The 16,650-nt window shown below is 60.4% G+C and carries 15 protein-coding genes and 1 pseudogene; 8 read left to right on the forward strand and 8 right to left on the reverse strand.

The annotated features are described in order from the left end of the window. Positions 1–5: 5 nt before the first annotated feature. Positions 6–1,112 (forward strand): glycosyltransferase, encoded by a 1,107-nt coding sequence (locus NKH99_RS24120; protein ID WP_352472502.1) that lies wholly within the window; start codon positions 6–8, stop codon positions 1,110–1,112. A gap of 94 nt (positions 1,113–1,206) precedes the next feature. Here the strand turns inward: NKH99_RS24120 and NKH99_RS24125 are convergent, their stop codons facing one another. Further along, positions 1,207–2,067 (reverse strand): alpha/beta hydrolase, encoded by an 861-nt coding sequence (locus NKH99_RS24125; RefSeq protein WP_352472501.1) that lies wholly within the window; start codon positions 2,065–2,067, stop codon positions 1,207–1,209. Between the two features lie 238 nt (positions 2,068–2,305). On the opposite strand from NKH99_RS24125, the gene minC reads away from it, so the two are divergent. From minC to minE, 3 genes are read left to right on the forward strand one after another with little or no spacing between them, the layout of a single operon-like run. After that, complete coding sequence (gene minC, locus NKH99_RS24130; protein ID WP_352472500.1) at positions 2,306–3,025, forward strand: septum site-determining protein MinC; 720 nt, start codon at positions 2,306–2,308, stop codon at positions 3,023–3,025. Between the two features lie 19 nt (positions 3,026–3,044). Continuing rightward, complete coding sequence (gene minD, locus NKH99_RS24135; RefSeq protein WP_352472499.1) at positions 3,045–3,860, forward strand: septum site-determining protein MinD; 816 nt, start codon at positions 3,045–3,047, stop codon at positions 3,858–3,860. Beyond that, positions 3,857–4,129: a cell division topological specificity factor MinE gene (gene minE / locus NKH99_RS24140; RefSeq protein ID WP_353015909.1), complete on the forward strand. Its 273-nt coding sequence runs from the start codon at positions 3,857–3,859 to the stop codon at positions 4,127–4,129. Before minD ends, minE begins: the two co-directional genes overlap by 4 nt. Before the next feature lie 284 nt (positions 4,130–4,413). Here the strand turns inward: minE and NKH99_RS24145 are convergent, their stop codons facing one another. The 6 genes from NKH99_RS24145 to NKH99_RS24170 all read right to left on the reverse strand — a co-directional run bounded on the left by NKH99_RS24145 (position 4,414) and on the right by NKH99_RS24170 (position 11,373). Continuing rightward, entirely contained in the window at positions 4,414–5,733 is a 1,320-nt protein-coding gene (locus tag NKH99_RS24145; RefSeq protein WP_353015911.1) for an ABC transporter substrate-binding protein, read from the reverse strand. A gap of 94 nt (positions 5,734–5,827) precedes the next feature. After that, a complete protein-coding gene (locus tag NKH99_RS24150) occupies positions 5,828–6,676 on the reverse strand; it encodes a carbohydrate ABC transporter permease (protein ID WP_352541703.1) in 849 nt (282 codons plus the stop codon). Beyond that, a complete protein-coding gene (locus NKH99_RS24155) occupies positions 6,673–7,590 on the reverse strand; it encodes a carbohydrate ABC transporter permease (protein WP_502895679.1) in 918 nt (305 codons plus the stop codon). The genes NKH99_RS24150 and NKH99_RS24155 overlap by 4 nt, the downstream gene beginning before the upstream one ends. 19 nt (positions 7,591–7,609) lie before the next feature. Continuing rightward, complete coding sequence (locus NKH99_RS24160; RefSeq protein ID WP_352449658.1) at positions 7,610–8,701, reverse strand: ABC transporter ATP-binding protein; 1,092 nt, start codon at positions 8,699–8,701, stop codon at positions 7,610–7,612. A gap of 49 nt (positions 8,702–8,750) precedes the next feature. Next, positions 8,751–10,262, reverse strand: a complete 1,512-nt coding sequence (gene arfA, locus NKH99_RS24165; protein WP_353015913.1) for an arabinosylfuranosidase ArfA — start codon at positions 10,260–10,262, stop codon at positions 8,751–8,753. 184 nt (positions 10,263–10,446) lie between these two features. Beyond that, on the reverse strand, positions 10,447–11,373 hold the full coding sequence (locus NKH99_RS24170) for an ArsR/SmtB family transcription factor (protein WP_353015915.1): 927 nt from the start codon (positions 11,371–11,373) through the stop codon (positions 10,447–10,449). 250 nt (positions 11,374–11,623) lie between these two features. Here NKH99_RS24170 and NKH99_RS24175 point away from each other — a divergent pair, with 250 nt between their 5' ends. From NKH99_RS24175 to NKH99_RS24190, 4 genes are read left to right on the forward strand one after another with little or no spacing between them, the layout of a single operon-like run. Beyond that, positions 11,624–12,502, forward strand: a complete 879-nt coding sequence (locus tag NKH99_RS24175; RefSeq protein ID WP_352501364.1) for an ABC transporter permease — start codon at positions 11,624–11,626, stop codon at positions 12,500–12,502. After that, the gene (locus NKH99_RS24180; RefSeq protein ID WP_352821405.1) at positions 12,499–13,320 is read left to right on the forward strand and encodes an ABC transporter permease; all 822 of its coding nucleotides are present in this window, start codon (positions 12,499–12,501) and stop codon (positions 13,318–13,320) included. The genes NKH99_RS24175 and NKH99_RS24180 overlap by 4 nt, the downstream gene beginning before the upstream one ends. Positions 13,321–13,342: 22 nt before the next feature. Continuing rightward, a complete protein-coding gene (locus tag NKH99_RS24185) occupies positions 13,343–14,485 on the forward strand; it encodes an extracellular solute-binding protein (protein ID WP_023675643.1) in 1,143 nt (380 codons plus the stop codon). Then, entirely contained in the window at positions 14,478–15,653 is a 1,176-nt protein-coding gene (locus NKH99_RS24190; RefSeq protein ID WP_352472489.1) for an ABC transporter ATP-binding protein, read from the forward strand. The genes NKH99_RS24185 and NKH99_RS24190 overlap by 8 nt, the downstream gene beginning before the upstream one ends. A gap of 19 nt (positions 15,654–15,672) precedes the next feature. On the opposite strand, the pseudogene NKH99_RS24195 reads toward NKH99_RS24190, so the two are convergent. Next, positions 15,673–16,649: pseudogene (locus tag NKH99_RS24195) on the reverse strand (branched-chain amino acid ABC transporter permease). Position 16,650: the final 1 nt, after the last annotated feature.

Below are 16,650 nucleotides of genomic sequence, written 5' to 3' on the forward strand. Positions count from 1 at the left end.
AAGGCATGGTGAAGCGCATCGTTTTCCACATCGCCAGCCTGAGGGGCGGCGGCGCCGAACGTGTTTTCGTCCTGATGGCAAATGAACTGGCATCGCGTGGCCACGAGGTCACGCTTTTTACCTGGAACGCGGAAGGCCCTAACGCCGCGCTGCGTTCCGCTGCCGTGCATCTGGTCGACTTCGGCCTTCCCTTGCGCGGCGAGGGTTACGCCAAGTCGGCGACGCTGAAAGGCATCGTGCGAAGCGCAAATTTGTTCCGCCGCCTTGATCCTGATGCGGTCTATAGCGCCCCGGAATTCGCCAATCTGGTGATGGCGCTGTCACTCATGTTGGCCAGAAGCCGGGCAAAATTCTTTCCAAGCTTCCATGCCGCGGCCTCGCTGCCTGCCAGCGGCCTCGGCGCCAGGCTGGCGATCTGGCTTTCCGCGCTGGTTGCAGCGCGCGCAACCAAAGCCATCGCCGTTTCGGCGGGTGTCGGCCGTGACATCATCGCCCGAGGCTTCCCCGAATCGAAGGTTGTCGTCATCAATAACCCGCTGCCGCCAGCTGTAGCACCGCAGAGGAATTCCTATGCCTGGCAGGCAGCGTTGGCGGCGATGGGCGATGGCCCGGTCATCGCCACCGCGGGACGCCTGGTGCCGGTCAAGGACCACCGGACTTTGCTGCGGGCCTTCGCTGCCCTGCGCGCCGGCCGCCCTGCCCGGCTTGTCATCTTCGGCGAAGGTCCGCTGGCTGCCGAATTGCACGCCTGTGCCGAGCAGATCGGCATTGGCCAGGACGTACTCTTTGCCGGCTACGTCAACGATCCCGCAGCCTGTTACGCCGCAGCCGATCTGTTCGTCCTTACATCCACGAGCGAAGGCTTTGGCAACGTCTTGGTCGAGGCCATGGCCGCCGGTGTCCCCGTAATCTCCACCGATGCTCCGCACGGCCCGCGCGAAATACTCGGTGACGGCCGCTTCGGCACCTTGGTGCCGATCGGTGACGCCGCGGCCCTGGCGAAGGCGATGGCCGAGACGCTGGACCACCCCACCCCTGCTGCCGTGCTGAAAAACAGGGCGGTGGATTTCACAGTCGACAAGATTGGCAATCAATACGAAGCGTTGCTCTAGTCGTTACGCACTGGCAGCAAATCGGCGTTGGATGCGGTCGACGTAGTCGGGCTTTGATTGCGATAATCTCTTCACGGGCTGGGGCGCAACGAATTCATCGTGAGACGTTTCCTCGTTCCTTGAGTTGTTGGGCAAGGAAATCCTTGACCGAATCGAGAACCGCGTCCCGTTCATGAGATATGCCTGGCAGCAAATCGAAGCGCACGCGCGCCCCCGCCTCCTCGAACGATCGACACAATGCCACGAGGCGTTCCGGCCGTGTTCGCCCGGCATCGTTGGCGCCTGGCATCCAATGGGTGCTGCCTTGGACATGAGTGATTTCCCAAGTCTCCAGGTCAGCGCCGCCGACGATCATCTGGAAAGGCACTTTTGCCAGCGCTGCGGCATCGAAGGTGATGCCGAACTTCTCCGGCAGATCGCGAATGCCCACCCACCAGTCATGCGTCGGATCGAGCAAGGTCACCGAGCCTGGCGCGCCGATTGAGGCCGCCCAGAGCCTGTCGGGATGCAGGATAGCAAAACGATGCGTGAAATGTCCGCCGCCGGAAAATCCGAACATGGCAAAGCGGCTCCAATCCTGACTGTATTTGGCGCTGACCTCCTCAACCATGGCGAGCAGCACCTGATCGTAGCGTATGTTGCCCTCGAGCAAATATTTGTACCCGCTGCGGGCATCATCCCCGAGAACGCCGATTGGAAACAGCGGACACAAAACGGCGCAGCCGTTCCAGCGTCCGAACTCGGAAAACGCGTCGCGGAATCCAAGAAAAGAGGTGCGGCCGGTGCCATGGACAGCGACCATCAGATCGACTTTGGCCCCTTCCCCAACCGCGGGAGGCACATACAGGCAATAGTGAAAGCGCGCGTCTGATTTGGAAGCAAAGATGGCGGTCGCGCCAAGGTCATAGGTAGCGCGACCGCGATCCGCGACAGGCCCCTTGGCAACACTTGTCAAATCGATAACTCCTTAATAGGCCCGGCGTTCCGACAACAATATACCGGTCGGCCGACCTCGTGAACTGGAGGCGCCTCCAGGCAGCCGCGAGGAGGACCTCGTCGTGCACCGGAAGCAGGGCGCCGCCGGGACGATCGGGGACAAAAAGAATGCCTCCGCCAACGCCTCGGGAAGCCGCCATTAACTTTTCGTTAACCATGCCGGGCTAGCCTTAACCAATCAGTAAGGACTCGCCTCTGTGACCTGCGTCGCTCCCATCCAAAACAAGTCCATACGCTTTCGAGCGCGCTCGTTTGTAGCCTTCACCCTCACCCCTGAGGCTCCGCTAGGGGAATGGCTGCAAAGCCTCGATCACTGGACCGAAAACTCCCCCGGCTTCTTTGCCGGCCGCCCGGTCGTGCTCGATCTGAATATACTCAAGCCCGAGGTGGGCGAGATGCGGGATCTGGTCTTACAGCTCGCGGAGCGCGGGATTCGCATCTACGCGATCGAGGCCGATGGCAATGTAGCGCTCGATGCCGATCTGCCGCCGCTCCTCGTTGGCGCCAAGGAGGCCACCGCTGATGCGCTTTACGTGCAGCCGGACCCGAAGGCCGCCGCTGAGGCCAAGACGGAAGAACCGCAGGCGCCGAACTCATTGATGATCAAGGCACCGATCCGCTCCGGCCAGTCGATCTTTCATCCCGATGGCGATGTGGTCATTGTCGGCTCCGTCAGTTCCGGTTCCGAGATCGTCGCCGGAGGATCAATCCACGTCTACGGCACGCTGCGTGGACGTGCGTTCGCCGGCGCCACGGGAAATTCCGCGGCTCGCATCTTTTGCCGGAAAAACGAAGCCGAACTTCTGGCGGTGGACGGCTGGTACCGCACTGCCGAGGAGATGGACGCCTCCTCGCGAGGAAGGCCGGTACAGGCCTTTCTCGAGGACGGCGCACTTTGCGTCGCACCGCTCAACTAACAACATTGGAGGCACAAATATGGGCAAGGTAGTGGTTGTCACATCCGGCAAAGGGGGTGTCGGCAAGACGACCTCGACGGCCGCTCTCGGCGCCGCGGTCGCGAAAACCGGCAAGCGGGTGGCTCTCGTCGATTTCGACGTCGGCCTGCGCAACCTCGATCTGATCATGGGTGCCGAGCGGCGCGTTGTTTTCGATATCGTCAACGTCATTCAGGGAACCGCCAAGCTTTCGCAGGCGCTGATCCGTGACAAGCGACTCGACACGCTGTTCCTGCTGCCGGCCTCACAAACGCGCGACAAGGATGCTCTCACCGAGGAAGGCGTCGCCGATGTCATCGACAAGCTGCGCTCGGTTTTCGACTACGTCTTCTGCGACAGTCCCGCCGGCATAGAGCGGGGCGCGCAACTTGCCATGCGCTTTGCCGACGAGGCGGTAATCGTCACCAACCCGGAAGTGAGCTCGGTCCGCGATTCCGATCGCATCATCGGCCTGCTCGACTCCAGAACGATGAAAGCCGAGCAGGGTGAATCGATTGCCAAACACGTGCTCGTCACGCGCTACGATGCTGCGCGCGCTGCCCGCGGCGAGATGCTCAGCATCGATGACGTGCTCGAGATCCTGTCGACGCCCTTGCTGGGAATAATTCCCGAGAGCCAGGACGTGCTGCGCGCATCCAATGTGGGCGCGCCGGTTACGCTCAGCGAAAACACCAACCCCGCCGCACGCGCCTATATCGACGCGGCGAGAAGACTCGAGGGCGAGGACCTGCCGGTCATTCTGCCTTTCGAGCGGAGGGGCCTCCTCGACCGGCTGTTGGGAAGGAGGGCAGCATGAACCTGCTCGATATCTTCAAGCGCCGCGGCAGCGCGCCGGTGGCGCGCGAGCGCTTGCAACTGCTGTTGGCTTACGAGCGTCGAAGCCGCAACCAGCCCGATCTCGTCTCGGTGTTGCGCGAGGAGATCATGGCGGTGATCACCCGGCATGTTCAGGTCGACCAGGATTTCCTGCAGGTGAGCATGGATCACGGCGAAACGACGTCGAGATTGGAGATCGACATCCAGATCCCCAACAAGGTCGCAATGCCCATAGCCGCGGCGTTCTAGAGCGGAATGCATTTGGATCGAATCGGGCATTCCGCTCTATCTGTTTGTTTCAGCCGCATTTGTGCGACGCCAAGTGGTTCCACTTGGCTGCAAAATGCTTAGCGGAATCCTCCAGTCAGGGCTTGCGTCGGCTGCTGCCGAGGTTGCGGCGCCGTGGTTGGCGTGTTTGACCCGGTCGCCACCGGCAAGTCGCGCAATTCGAGGACAATAATCACTGCCTCACTAAAAACCCGCGGCCGTTTCCAGCCGCGGGGGGCCTTGGGAGGGCCTTTCGAAACCGGTGGTCAGATGTTGGCGAGCAATTCGTTGACGCGGCTTTCCATGTCGGCAAGGGCGGTGTCGATGTCCTTCTGGCCACTGATTGCTGCACTCATCTCTTCGCCGATAATGTCCTGGATCGCAAACTGACGCTGTACGGCGGACGGCAGCGGCTTGCCGAGATCAGCGACCGCAGAGATCGTGTTGCGATGCGGCAGGGCCTTGAAGGCGTCCGAGGTGATGACGGCCTTATAGGCCGGCAGGTGACCGGTGCGCGACCATTCGAAGTCGTTGTCGGCGAAGAACTTCAGGAATTTACCGATGGCCGCGATCTGTTCGGGCGTGCGGTCTTTCTGCGAAACGGCCCAGGTGTGGCCGTCGGCATACTGCGCGTGGGCGCCGCCAAACAGCTGCGGATACGGATAGACCGCATAGCCGCCCTTGTTGAGCGCCGTACCCTTGGTCTCGGACTGCGCGTTGTAATCGCCGACCACCCAGGTGCCGTTAAGGTGGACGCCACCCTCGCCGGCAAGGAAGGCGTTGATCGACCCGCCATAATCGAGATCCTTGGTGGTGTAGCCCTTCTCGAAGATCGCCTTGTACATCTCGATGACCTTCTTGGCTTCCGGCGTATTCAACTTCACATGCTTCGGATCGGCGAAGAAATCGGAATCCTGCTGGAAAAGATAGGTATAGAGGTTGCGTGTGTAGAGTGCAGTCTCATTGGTCAGGTTCTGGACGAAATAAGGCTTGCCCGTCTTCTGCTTGAACTGTTCGGCCTGGGCGAGCAGTTCCTCGGGCGACTTTGGAAAAATCGGCGTGCCGTCGGCATTGACGAGGCCGGCTTGTTTGAAAAGATCCATGTTGACGTGATAGAGCATCGTCCAGCTGTCGATCGGCAGGCCATAGACCTTGCCGTCTTTGGTGGCGCCATTGCGCGCCGCGTCGGTGAAGGCGTCGGGTGTCACGCCGACCGACTTCAAGAGATCGTCGAGCGGCATCAACAGGCCCTTCGACTGATAATCCGACAGTACGGATTCATGGATCGTGACGATGTCCGGAGCGTCGCCTGAAGCGAACTGCGCGGTCAGCTGATCATAGCCGGGCCATTCCACGGTGGTGACGTTGACATGGACATCGGGATTGTCGGCGTTGAACTTGTTGATTAGCGAGGTGATGATGCCGCATTCGCCAACGGCCTTGGTGGCATCGGTGTTGGTGCCGAAATCGGCATCGCAGGCGCCGAAAAAGCGCTGCACGCTCAGCTCCGTGGCCGCGAAGCTTGGACTTGCGAGCATCATTGCGCCCGCAGAGACTGCGGCAAACAGTATTTTCTTCAGTTTCATATCAGTTCCTCCTACTGAGTTTCCGCCGCTCCACCCTGGATTGGCTTTCGTGCTTCAATTGCTGCGCATTCCCCCGGCCGTCAGGCAATCTTCGTTATCTCACCGCAGCGCCGGAGACCGCCGTGACGATGTATTTCTGGAAGAACAGGTAGACGATCAGGATCGGTGCACCGGCGAACACCGCCTGCGCCATCAGGAAGCCGATGCCTTCGGACTGGGCGAAGTTGGTCTGGGTCGAGGCCATGCCGACCGTCAGCGTGAACATGTCCTTCTTCGTCGCCGAAATCAGCGGCCAGAAGTAGTCGTTCCACGCGCCGAGAAAGGTGAAGATGCCGAGCGTCGCCTGCGCAGGCAGCGTGAGCGGCAGAAGCACCTTCCAGAAAATCCTGAGCCGGCTGGCGTTATCGAGCATGGCGGCTTCGTCCAGCTCCTTCGGGATGGCCTTGAAATACTGGGTCATCAGGAAGACGCCGAACGGAGCTGAAAGGCCCGGCAGGATGAGCCCTTGATAGGTGTTGTGGAACTTCAGCATGCTGAAGATCTGGTGACGGGCGACAAGCACGGCCTGTTCCGGGACCGCCAAGCCGAACAGCACGATCACGAACAGCACGTCTCGGCCGGGGAAATTCAGCCGTGCAAAGCCGTAGCCGGCGAGCGATGACAGGATCAACGTGCCGAGCGTCAATCCGCCCGAGACGATGATGCTGTTGCGCACCCAGATGAACACCGACGAGGTGCCGACGGTGTTGATGTAGTTCTTCAGCGTATAGGGCGCGTGAAACACCGAGTTCGGATCGGCCATCAGCTCCGTATTGTCCTTGAGTGATAGACCGACGACCCACAGAACCGGCGCGATCATGACGATCGAAAGCAGGATGACCAGGGCCAATAACAAATGGTCGCCAAATGCCCGGCCCTTGATGGAAGCTGCTGGGGCGCTCATGCCTGGTCTCCCCTGCTGCGTGTCACCAGGTACTGGGCCATGGCCGCGACCAGGATGAGGATGAACAGGATTTCCGATGCGGCGGCGCCCAGGCCGAGATCCCAGCGACGGAATGCGGTATCGTAGATATAGAGCACGATCGGCTTGGTCAGATTGTTCGGACCGCCGCGCGTCATTAGCCAGGCCTGGCCGAACAGCTGGAATTGCAGCACGATCTGGATGATGATCACCAGGATGAAGGTCCGCTTGATCGACGGCAGCGTGATCGACCGCAGCGTTTGCCAGCGATTGGCATTGTCCAGCGCTGCCGCCTCGTAAATGTCCTGCGGGATCTGCTGGAGTGCTGAGAGAAAGAGCATCATCGGCAGGCCGATGCACCACCAGATGGTGGCAATGGCGATGCCGGCCATCGCCAGGCTGGGATCGGAAATGAAGGCCGGAGCCGTTGCGCCGAACCATCCGTAAATCGTCGACAACAGCCCGACATTCGGAATGAAGACGATGCGCCAGATCAGCGTGACGATGGTGACCGATAGCACCGACGAGGAAAAGAACAGCGTCCGCAAAACCGCGGCAGCGCGCGTGCGGCGGTTGAGGCAAAGCGCCAGGAAAAGGCCGATCAGCGCCAGCGTCGGCACCGTCAGAAGCACGAAATAGAAGGTGTTCCAGATCGATTGCAGGAAGACCTTGTCGTGATACAGCCTGGCGTAATTGCCGAGACCGACAAAATTTCCGGACGAGAACGTGTCGGCCTTGTGGAAACTCAGCCACATCCCCCAGAGCAGCGGGAAGAGCAGCAGCGTGGTGAAGAAGAACAAGAATGGCGCAACGAAAATGACGTTTCGCCATTGCGGCGCATAGATGTCGGCGGTAGGGGCTCTGACGCCGACAGCAAGCGTCGCGGTCGGGGACATCGCCAGCCGGTCAGCCATCTCAGGCCTCTCTCGCATGCCAGGCGCGGCCGGTCTCGTTGAACAGATGCGATTTCTGGCCGTCAAAGGCGAGCCCGATTCTGTCGCCGACGGCGACGCGGCTGTTGCCGGCATCCGAGCCGACGATCTGCTGGCCATCGCCCAGCCGCGCGTAGATCAGGGTGCGTTCGCCGAGCCGCTCGAGCACATCGACCACGCCGCCGGCATTGCCCTGTCCGGCGGCAACGATGCGCACGTCTTCAGAACGGATGCCGAAAGTGTACTTGCCATCGGTCAGTTGGCTGGAGGCGATCTCGGTCTGCACCGAGACGCCGTCCGCAAACCTGGCCGTGGCGTTCTCGCCGGATCTGTCAAGCGTCGCATCGACGAAGTTCATCGCCGGCGCGCCGACGAAACCCGCGACGAATTTGGTCGCCGGGCGTTCGTAGATCTCCATCGGGGTACCGATCTGGTCGATCTTGCGATTGTTCATGACGACGATGCGGTCGGCCAGCGTCATTGCCTCGACCTGGTCATGGGTGACGAAGATCATCGTCGATTGCAGCCGCTGGTGAAGCTGGGCAAGCTCGATGCGGGTGCGGGTGCGCAACGCCGCATCGAGATTGGAAAGCGGCTCGTCGAACAGAAAGGCCTTCGGCTCCTTGACGATCGCACGGCCGATGGCGACGCGCTGGCGCTGACCACCGGAGAGCTGGCCCGGCTTGCGATCGAGCAGATGCGGCATTTCGAGGATGCGGGCGGCTTCGTTGATGCGCGCCTCGATGACCTTGCCTGGAACGCCGATATTCGCAAGCCCGAAGGCCATGTTGTCGCGCACCGTCATGTGCGGATAAAGCGCATAGGACTGGAACACCATGGCAATGCCGCGCTTGCCCGGTGGCAGATGATCGATGCGCTCGTTGTTGATGGCAATCTCGCCGCTATCGACAGCTTCGAGCCCGGCAATCATTCGAAGAAGCGTCGATTTTCCGCAGCCGGACGGGCCCAGGAACACGATGAATTCGCGTGCCCTTATGGAGAGCGACAGATGATCCAGCACCGTCATGGCACCGAACTGCTTGCTCACATTCCTGATCTCGATATCGGCCGTCACGTCGACGCTCCTCCTCAGCGTTTGCGCTTTCTCGATGATCCGCCTGAACTCAGAGCCTCAGGCGTATGACCTGGTAGGAATAGGGCGGCAGTGACAGGCTCAGCTTGCCGCTGGCGAGCGAGGCGCCCTCGCCCTTCCTGGGGCCGACATTGCCAGGGTTTTCGGCCGAATTGACGGCTTTCAGATCGGCGTGTGCCATCACCTGGTGATCGACGATCTCCGCCGCGCCGAAGCCGGTGAGGTCGACCACTGTTTCGATTGCCTCGCTCGAATGGCGGTTGACCGCGAAGAAGGTGACGTGGCCGGTTTGCCTGTCGTGCACGCCCGCAACATCGACATAAGCGACGTCGCCCGCAACGCTGGATTTGTAGGTCGGGCTTTCCACCTTGAGATCCAGCGCATTGCCGCGACCATAGTTAGAAGCAAACAGATAGGGATAAAAAATCGTCTGCCGCCATGCCGGGCCATTCGGAACGGTCATGATCGGCGCGATGACATTGACCAGTTGTGCCAGGCAGGCGATCTTGACGACATCGGAACGGCGGATGAAGGTGTTGAGGATCAGGCCGACCTGCAGCACATCCTCGAAATTATAGATGTCTTCGAGCAACGGCGGGGCGAACGGCCAGCCGTTGCTGCCGCCGAGTATCTTCCTGTCCTGCTCCTTGGAATGGTACCAGACGTTCCATTCGTCGAACGAGATGTAGACCTGCTTGTTGGAGCGCTTCTTGGCCTTGATATACTCGATGACGCCGGCGACCGAGACAATGTAGTCGTCGAGCTTTTCGCTCATGGCGAGATAGTTCGGAGCGTCCTTGGCTTCGTTGTCGAAATACATGTGCAGCGAGATGTAGTCGACCTCGTTGTAGGTATGGTCGAGAACCGTCGCTTCCCATTCAGGGTAGGTCGGCATCTTGGCATTCGAAGAGCCGCAGACCACCAGCTCAAGTGACTTGGAGAAGGCACGCATGGCCTTGGCCGTCTCATGCGCCAGCCGGCCATACTCGTCCGCGGTCTTGTGGCCGATCTGCCAGGGGCCATCCATTTCATTGCCGAGGCACCAGAGCTTGACGTCGAACGGCTCCTTGCGGCCGTTGGCGATGCGCCTGTCGCTCCATTTGCTGCCGCCGGGATGGTTGGCGTACTCCAGCAGGTTGCGGGCTTCATCGAGGCCGCGCGAGCCGAGATTGACGGCAAGCATCATCTCGGTGTTGGCGGAGGTGCACCAATCGGCAAATTCATGCAGGCCGACTTCGTTGCTTTCCGACGTGTGCCAGGCGAGGTCGAGGCGCACTGGGCGCTGTTCCTTGGGGCCAATGCCGTCTTCCCAATTGTAGGCCGAGACGAAATTGCCGCCGGGGTAGCGGACGATCGGAACATTGAGTTCCCTGACGAGGTCGATGACGTCCTGACGCATGCCGTTGGCATCCGCTGTCGGATGGCCGGGCTCATAGATGCCAGTGTAAACTGCCCGCCCCAGATGCTCGATGAAGGATCCGTAGAGCCTCGGATCGATTTCCGAGACAACATAGTGCGGATGAGCCGTAACGGCTGCCTTCATGCATTCCTCCCATCGATATCACAAACGATGATTTAAATCATCTTGCCCGATATCAAAGAGGAATTGGCAGCCCTTCGTCAAGCCAAAATACCCAAATGTAGGACAATTAGACGAACGCTTTGGCACAGCAGAAAGCCAGATAGTTGAAATTGCTGCGTTATCTTCAGAACCCGGTTTCATGATATCAACCAGTTTTGATCCTGAGCAGGATGTCCTGGTCGTAATTTCCAAAGCCCTTGCCGAAAATATTGATCCCGCCGGGGCGCTTGGCGTCGTCCTTGACGCCGATACGGACGCGGATTGACTGATGGCTCTTCAGATCGAGTGCGGCGAGGCCGGTTTCGGAAATCCTGAGGCCGTCGACATGGGTGCCGTCATTGGCAATTCGCCAGTTCTTCATCTTACCGTATTGCGAGCCCTTGAGCTTCCACCAGGAGGGCGTGAAGACGCCGCGCTTGTCGCCGAAATCCCCCGGCGACGTCCAGGTGCCGACATCGACGCCATTGATCGTCAGCGTGATGTCCGAGGGCCAATCGGCGCTGGTGCCCGGCACTTCCGAAGACAGCTCTATCGCAACTTCGAGTCCGGTGATCTCGGCATTGGCGAGCTTGGCATTGTTGGGGAACTGGTATTCGACAAAACCGCGCGTGAACCATAGCAGACCGGCCTTCATGCGGTCCGGATCGAGGAAAGTGTTCGGCACATCGAGCAGACCGATGATGCCGTCCGGCGAACAAAGGCCGCAGGGCGCGGTAACCTCGAAGCCGGTATAAAGCCCGATCGGCATCGACACTTCGATCGCGTCGTTCTTGACCGCACGATATTCGCTCTTGAACACGACGAGCACTTCTTCCGCCATCGGATAACAGATTTTCTGACTGCCTTTCTTCGCTTTCAGGTTCTCGGTGCGGATCAGCCCCGCATCCTCCAGCACCTGGATGTTGGTCGAGACGGTCGACTGCGGAAGCGACAGCACGGCGGCGATTTCGTTGACATTCATCGGCCCCTTCTCATGCAGCAATTTCAGCATCGAGATCCGCGCCGAGGAGGCAAGCCCCTTGAGCACGGCAATGCCTTCCTCAGGTTCAATCACCAGAAAATTGCGACTCATGAAATTGCCCGGCCCATGTAAAATCCCATATCCGAAATTACCCTGTATATCGGGATATCTGATTTAATCAATGTGCAGGCGGAACGTCGGGCAATTTGTTGAATCCGGCAGGGCGAGGGTCGCGCGGGGGCCCTGCACAGAATTTGTGCAGGAGCCATATGCAGAGTGGACACCTGAACGCCGATCGCCCAATCTAGTCCGGAGCCGAGCCCGGTGATGGCGGCTTGCACATAAAGCGGTTGGACGGGTCGTGACCAAAGGGTGGAAATTATACGATCAGCGACTGGCCTGGGTCCTCGTCGCGCCTGTGCTTTTACTGCTTACCCTGCTTCTGCTGCTGCCGATCGCGATGATGACGGTCTACACGTTTTTCACCTTCGTCACCGCGGGGGTGGAGTCGGCGGTGCTGACCTTCGACAACTGGAAGGAATTCCTCACCGACAGCTACTATCACGGTTTTCTTTGGAAGACCGTTCGCGTCGGCGCCATCACCGCTGTGATCTGCGCGATCCTTGGCTATTTCCCCGCCTATTTCATCTGGGCCACGACCTTCAGGCACAAATGGCTGTTGTTGCTGCTGCTCATTGTGCCGTTCTGGATCAGCTTCACCATCCGGACATTCTCGTGGATCCATATTCTCGGCGAACAGGGGCTGATCAACGTCGTGCTCATCGGGCTGGGGATTATCAACGAGCCGTTGCCGATGCTCTACACCGAGGGCGCCGTCATCATGGGGCTGCTGCATTTTCTGCTGCCCTATATGATCCTGAACGTCTATGTCAGCCTGGAAAGCATCGACCGCACGCTGATCGCCGCCGCCCGCTCGATGGGCTGTACCAGCGCGCAGGCGTTTCGCGAAGTGACCCTGCCGCTATCGATGCCGGGGCTGGGCGCCGGGCTGCTGCTCTGCTTCGTGCTGGCGGCCGGCTCCTATGTGACGCCGCAGCTGCTCGGTGGCAGCCGCGATGCGCTGTTCGGCAACTTGATCTACGACACCATCATGGGGCAGCTCAATTGGCCGATGGGCGCCACGCTTTCCATCGTCCTGTTCGTCCTGCTCGGCGCGGCCGCGGCCGCCTATAGCCGCTATATGGGCCTATCGCAGATCATGAAGGGCCTCAGTGCATGAGAGCGGATCATCCCGATCGCGAAGGCAGATGGGTGTGGCGGCTGACCGGCGCGATCACGGTGTGCGTCTACGTCTTCATGTTTGCGCCGATCCTCGCCACGGTCGTGCTTTCCTTCAATGCCTCGATGTTCGGCGGCTTTCCCCTCACCGGCTTCAGCCTGCGATGGTACGAAAAGCTGCTCACCAACGAGCCGGTTCTCGACGCCTTCCGGACATCGATGTGGATTGCCCTGGTGACGGCAACGGTGACGACGCTGCTCGGCATCATGGCGGCATTGGCGCTGGTGCGCTTCGAGTTCCGTGGCAAGCAGGCGATCAACACGCTTGTCATTCTTCCCGCGCTGGTCCCCGAAACGATACTCGGCGTCGGCCTGCTGGTCATGATCAAAGCCGTCGACCAGCCGCGCAGCATGACGCTGCTGGTGCTCGGCCACATTATGCTCACGCTCCCCTACGTGGTGCTGATCGTCCAGGCGCGCATGGTCGGCATAAAACGTTCCTATGAGGAGGCGGCGCTTTCGCTCGGGGCGCCGCGCGTGTCGACATTCCGCGAAATCACGCTGCCGCTGCTCATTCCCGCAGTGCTTGCCAGTGTTCTGCTCGCTTTCACCATTTCGTTCGACAACACCTCGGCCAGCCTGTTCTGGCGGCCGGCCGGCGTCGAGACCATGCCGACGCAAATCCTTTCGATGCTGAAGATCTCGATCAGCCCTGAGGTGAACGCGCTCGGAACCGTCATGATCCTTTTGACGGTCGGCATTCCCTTGGCAGGCGGGCTCATCCTGCAAAGCCTCACCTGGTTCAAGGCAGGCAAGTGAAAATGAAAATGGGAGAATGGAAATGAAACTGACAACCACCAAACGACTGGAACGGCTCAACGAACGCTATGCCAATGGCGACATCAGCCGACGATCATTCCTGACGCTGACGGCCGCCGCTGCCGCCGCCACCGGGCTTTCCATGCCTTGGATGGGACGGGCGCTGGCCGCGGTTTCGGAAGTGCGCTTCGACGGATGGGGCGGCGTGGTGCAGGAGGCGATCGATAAGTACGCGTTCCAGCCTTATACCGCCAAGTCCAAGGTCAAGGTCGTCCAGGGCACCTTTGGCGACGAGAACGAGATCATCACCAAGATCAAGACGTCGAAACCAGGCGACTTCCAGATCGTCCATTCTTCCGGCGTCAACTACTACATCAAATACGTCAATGGCGGTTTCAATTCGGAGATCAACGAGGCAAACATTCCGAACATGGCGAATGTCCTGACCGCCATGATCGAGCCGTTCCGCAAGATCACGCCGAAGCTGTCGGCAGTGCCATATGATTACGGCACCACCGGCATCGCCTACAACAACAAGGTCATCTCGCCGGAGGAAGCCAAGGAAAAGGGCGCCAACCTGCTTACCGACACGAAATATGCCGGCAAGATCGGCGGCTATGCCGATATGACGACGCGCGTCTGGTATGCGGCACTGCAGACGAAACAGGACCCCAACAACATCCAGGACATGGATGCGGTCTGGGCCAAGGTTCGCGAGACCCGCGACCTGGCCAAGAAGTTCTGGAGTTCCGGCGCGGAACTCATGGACCTCCTGTCGCGAAACGAGATCGTTGTCACCGACGCCTGGTCAGGACGTGTCGCCGCCCTGCAGCAGCAGGGCCAGCCGATCGGCTATCTCGACCCTGCCGGCTCATACGCGTGGATGGAGGACATGCTGGTCCTCAAGGGTTCGCCGATGGCCGAATGCGAGGAACTGATCAACTTCATGCTGGATCCTGCCACCTCGATCGCCGTCGCCGAGGGCCAGAACTATCCGCCATCGCTTGACCCCACCAAGGTGAAGCTGACCGACAAGATCGCGGCGCTTCCGGCCTTCGACCCGACTGGATCGATGAAATCGCTGACCTTCGCCGATCCGCTCTACTGGGCGAAGAACGAAGACGCCTGGACCAAGCAATGGGACAGGGTGTCGAAAGGTGCATGACGACAACAGCCACGACCAGCAGCCCCGGCCGGCTTCGGCCGGGGCTGATGGCGACCCGCTCGCCCAGAGCGAGCGGCAGCCGATAGGAAAGCCTGCGGTCGAGTTTCGCGACATCGATATTTTCTACGGCAAGTTCGCCGCTGTGCGCGATTTTTCACTGGCAATCCGCAAAGGTAGTTTCGTCACCTTGCTGGGGCCGTCCGGGTGCGGCAAAACGACGATCCTGCGCTCGATCGCGGGCCTGGTCGACATCTCCAGTGGCCAGATCTCGATCGGCGGAAAGCGGGTCGACGACATCCCGATCTATAAGCGCAACATTGGTCTGGTGTTCCAGAACTACGCGCTCTTTCCGCACAAGAACGTCTTCGACAACGTCGCATTCGGCCTGAAATACCGAAACGTGCCGAAACCGGAAATCGTGCGCCGGGTCAAGAAGGCGCTGGATATGGTGCGGCTGCCCGGCAGTGAGACAAAGCTGCCGTCACAGCTCTCGGGCGGCCAGCAGCAACGCATCGCACTGGCCCGCGCCATCGTCTTCGAGCCGGAAGTGCTGCTGCTGGACGAGCCCTTGTCGGCGCTCGACGCCAATATGCGCGAGGACATGCGCGTCGAGATCAAGAAAATCCAGAGGGAGACGGGCATCACTGCTATCTTCGTGACGCACGACCAGGAAGAAGCCTTGTCGATGTCCGACCACATCGTCGTGATGAACGCCGGCCTGATCGAGCAGATCGGCTCCCCCGCGCAGGTCTATGACCAGCCGGCCACCGCATTCGTCGCCAATTTCCTGGGCAAGGCCAACATGCTGCCCGGCAGCGTGACCGTGATGGACGGCAAGATGGCGACGATCGCGCTGGCCACCGGCCATATCGTAAAGGCGGCCGCGCCGAAGGCGCTCGAGACCGGCAGCGTGGTCACCGTCGTCGTTCGCCCGCAGAAGCTTACCGTCGGTACCGCCGGTGCTGCCAACAGGCTGGCGGGACGGATCGCCTCGACCTCCTATCTCGGCGGCAATGCGGTCTACGAGATCGACATCGGCGCCGGCACGCTGGTGCGCGCCAACACGTTGATCGACGGCCAGCCGCTGCGTGAAGGCGAAGCGGTCGATGTCTGCTTCGACCCGCTGGGCTGCGTGCTTCTCGACGCGCAAGGCTTACGCATCGCCTAGCGAGGCGGAACTGAGCCGTTCAGTCTTTCGCGTCACCCTTTGGCCCGAGAAACCGCGCATAGACCTCACCGACAATACCGCGCCGGAAAACCAGCACGCAGACCATGAAGGTCAGGCCGGTGGCGATGGTCACCGGAAAGTTCGAGGTGGCGAGCATGTTTTCCAGGCCGACGACCAGACTGGCGCCGATGATCGGCCCGGCCATGGTGCCGATGCCGCCGAGGAGCGTCATCAGGATCACCTCGCCCGACATCTGCCAGGTGACGTCGGTGAGCGTGGCAAACTGAAAAACGATCGCCTTGAGCGCGCCGGCCAGCCCGGCCAATGTTGCCGACATGACGAAAGCCGCCAGCTGTAGTTGGCGACGGAATAGCCCAGCGAAATGGCCCGGCTCTCGTTTTCCCGGATAGAACGCAGGATCATGCCGAAAGGCGAGTTGATGATGCGCCAGATGGCGAACACGCCGATCAGGAAGACCGCCAGCACGAAATAATAGATGTTCATCGGGACGTTCAGGTCGAGCATTCCAAGCAGCCTGCCGCGCGGCACGCCCTGGATGCCGTCCTCACCTCCGGTGAACGGCGCCTGCACGCAGAAGAAGAAGAACATCTGCGACAGCGCCAGCGTGATCATGGCGAAATAGATGCCTTGCCGGCGGATGGCAAAGAAGCCCATCACAAGGCCGAGCAGCGCGGCACCTAGGACACCGAGCAGGATGCCCGCTTCCGGTGGCCAGCCCCAGACCTTGACCGCGTATGCGGTGAAATAGGCCGCCCCGCCGAAGAATGTCGCATGGCCGAAGGACAACAGCCCGGTGTAGCCGAGCAGAAGGTTGAACGCGCAGGCAAACAGCGCAAAGCACAGCATCTTCATCAGGAAGATCGGATAGACGAAGAAAGGCGCCACCAGCAGCGCCAGGATGCCGAGCCCGACCAGCGCCCATTCAAGCCGTGCCGAATTCTTGGCACGCGTCTCGCGAAGTGTCAGTTCGGCCATC

This window comes from Mesorhizobium sp. M0854 (genome assembly GCF_040319815.1).
Taxonomy (GTDB): Bacteria; Pseudomonadota; Alphaproteobacteria; order Rhizobiales; family Rhizobiaceae; genus Mesorhizobium.

What these genes read in the sequence shown, in the direction of transcription:
- NKH99_RS24120 (WP_352472502.1), top strand. Translation starts at nt 6, where the DNA reads ATGGTGAAGCGCATCGTTTTCCACATCGCCAGCCTGAGGGGCGGCGGC.
- minD (WP_352472499.1), top strand. Translation starts at nt 3,045, where the DNA reads ATGGGCAAGGTAGTGGTTGTCACATCCGGCAAAGGGGGTGTCGGCAAG.
- minE (WP_353015909.1), top strand. Translation starts at nt 3,857, where the DNA reads ATGAACCTGCTCGATATCTTCAAGCGCCGCGGCAGCGCGCCGGTGGCG.
- NKH99_RS24145 (WP_353015911.1), bottom strand. Translation starts at nt 5,733, where the DNA reads ATGAAACTGAAGAAAATACTGTTTGCCGCAGTCTCTGCGGGCGCAATG.
- NKH99_RS24150 (WP_352541703.1), bottom strand. Translation starts at nt 6,676, where the DNA reads ATGAGCGCCCCAGCAGCTTCCATCAAGGGCCGGGCATTTGGCGACCAT.
- NKH99_RS24155 (WP_502895679.1), bottom strand. Translation starts at nt 7,590, where the DNA reads ATGTCCCCGACCGCGACGCTTGCTGTCGGCGTCAGAGCCCCTACCGCC.
- arfA (WP_353015913.1), bottom strand. Translation starts at nt 10,262, where the DNA reads ATGAAGGCAGCCGTTACGGCTCATCCGCACTATGTTGTCTCGGAAATC.
- NKH99_RS24170 (WP_353015915.1), bottom strand. Translation starts at nt 11,373, where the DNA reads ATGAGTCGCAATTTTCTGGTGATTGAACCTGAGGAAGGCATTGCCGTG.
- NKH99_RS24180 (WP_352821405.1), top strand. Translation starts at nt 12,499, where the DNA reads ATGAGAGCGGATCATCCCGATCGCGAAGGCAGATGGGTGTGGCGGCTG.
- NKH99_RS24185 (WP_023675643.1), top strand. Translation starts at nt 13,343, where the DNA reads ATGAAACTGACAACCACCAAACGACTGGAACGGCTCAACGAACGCTAT.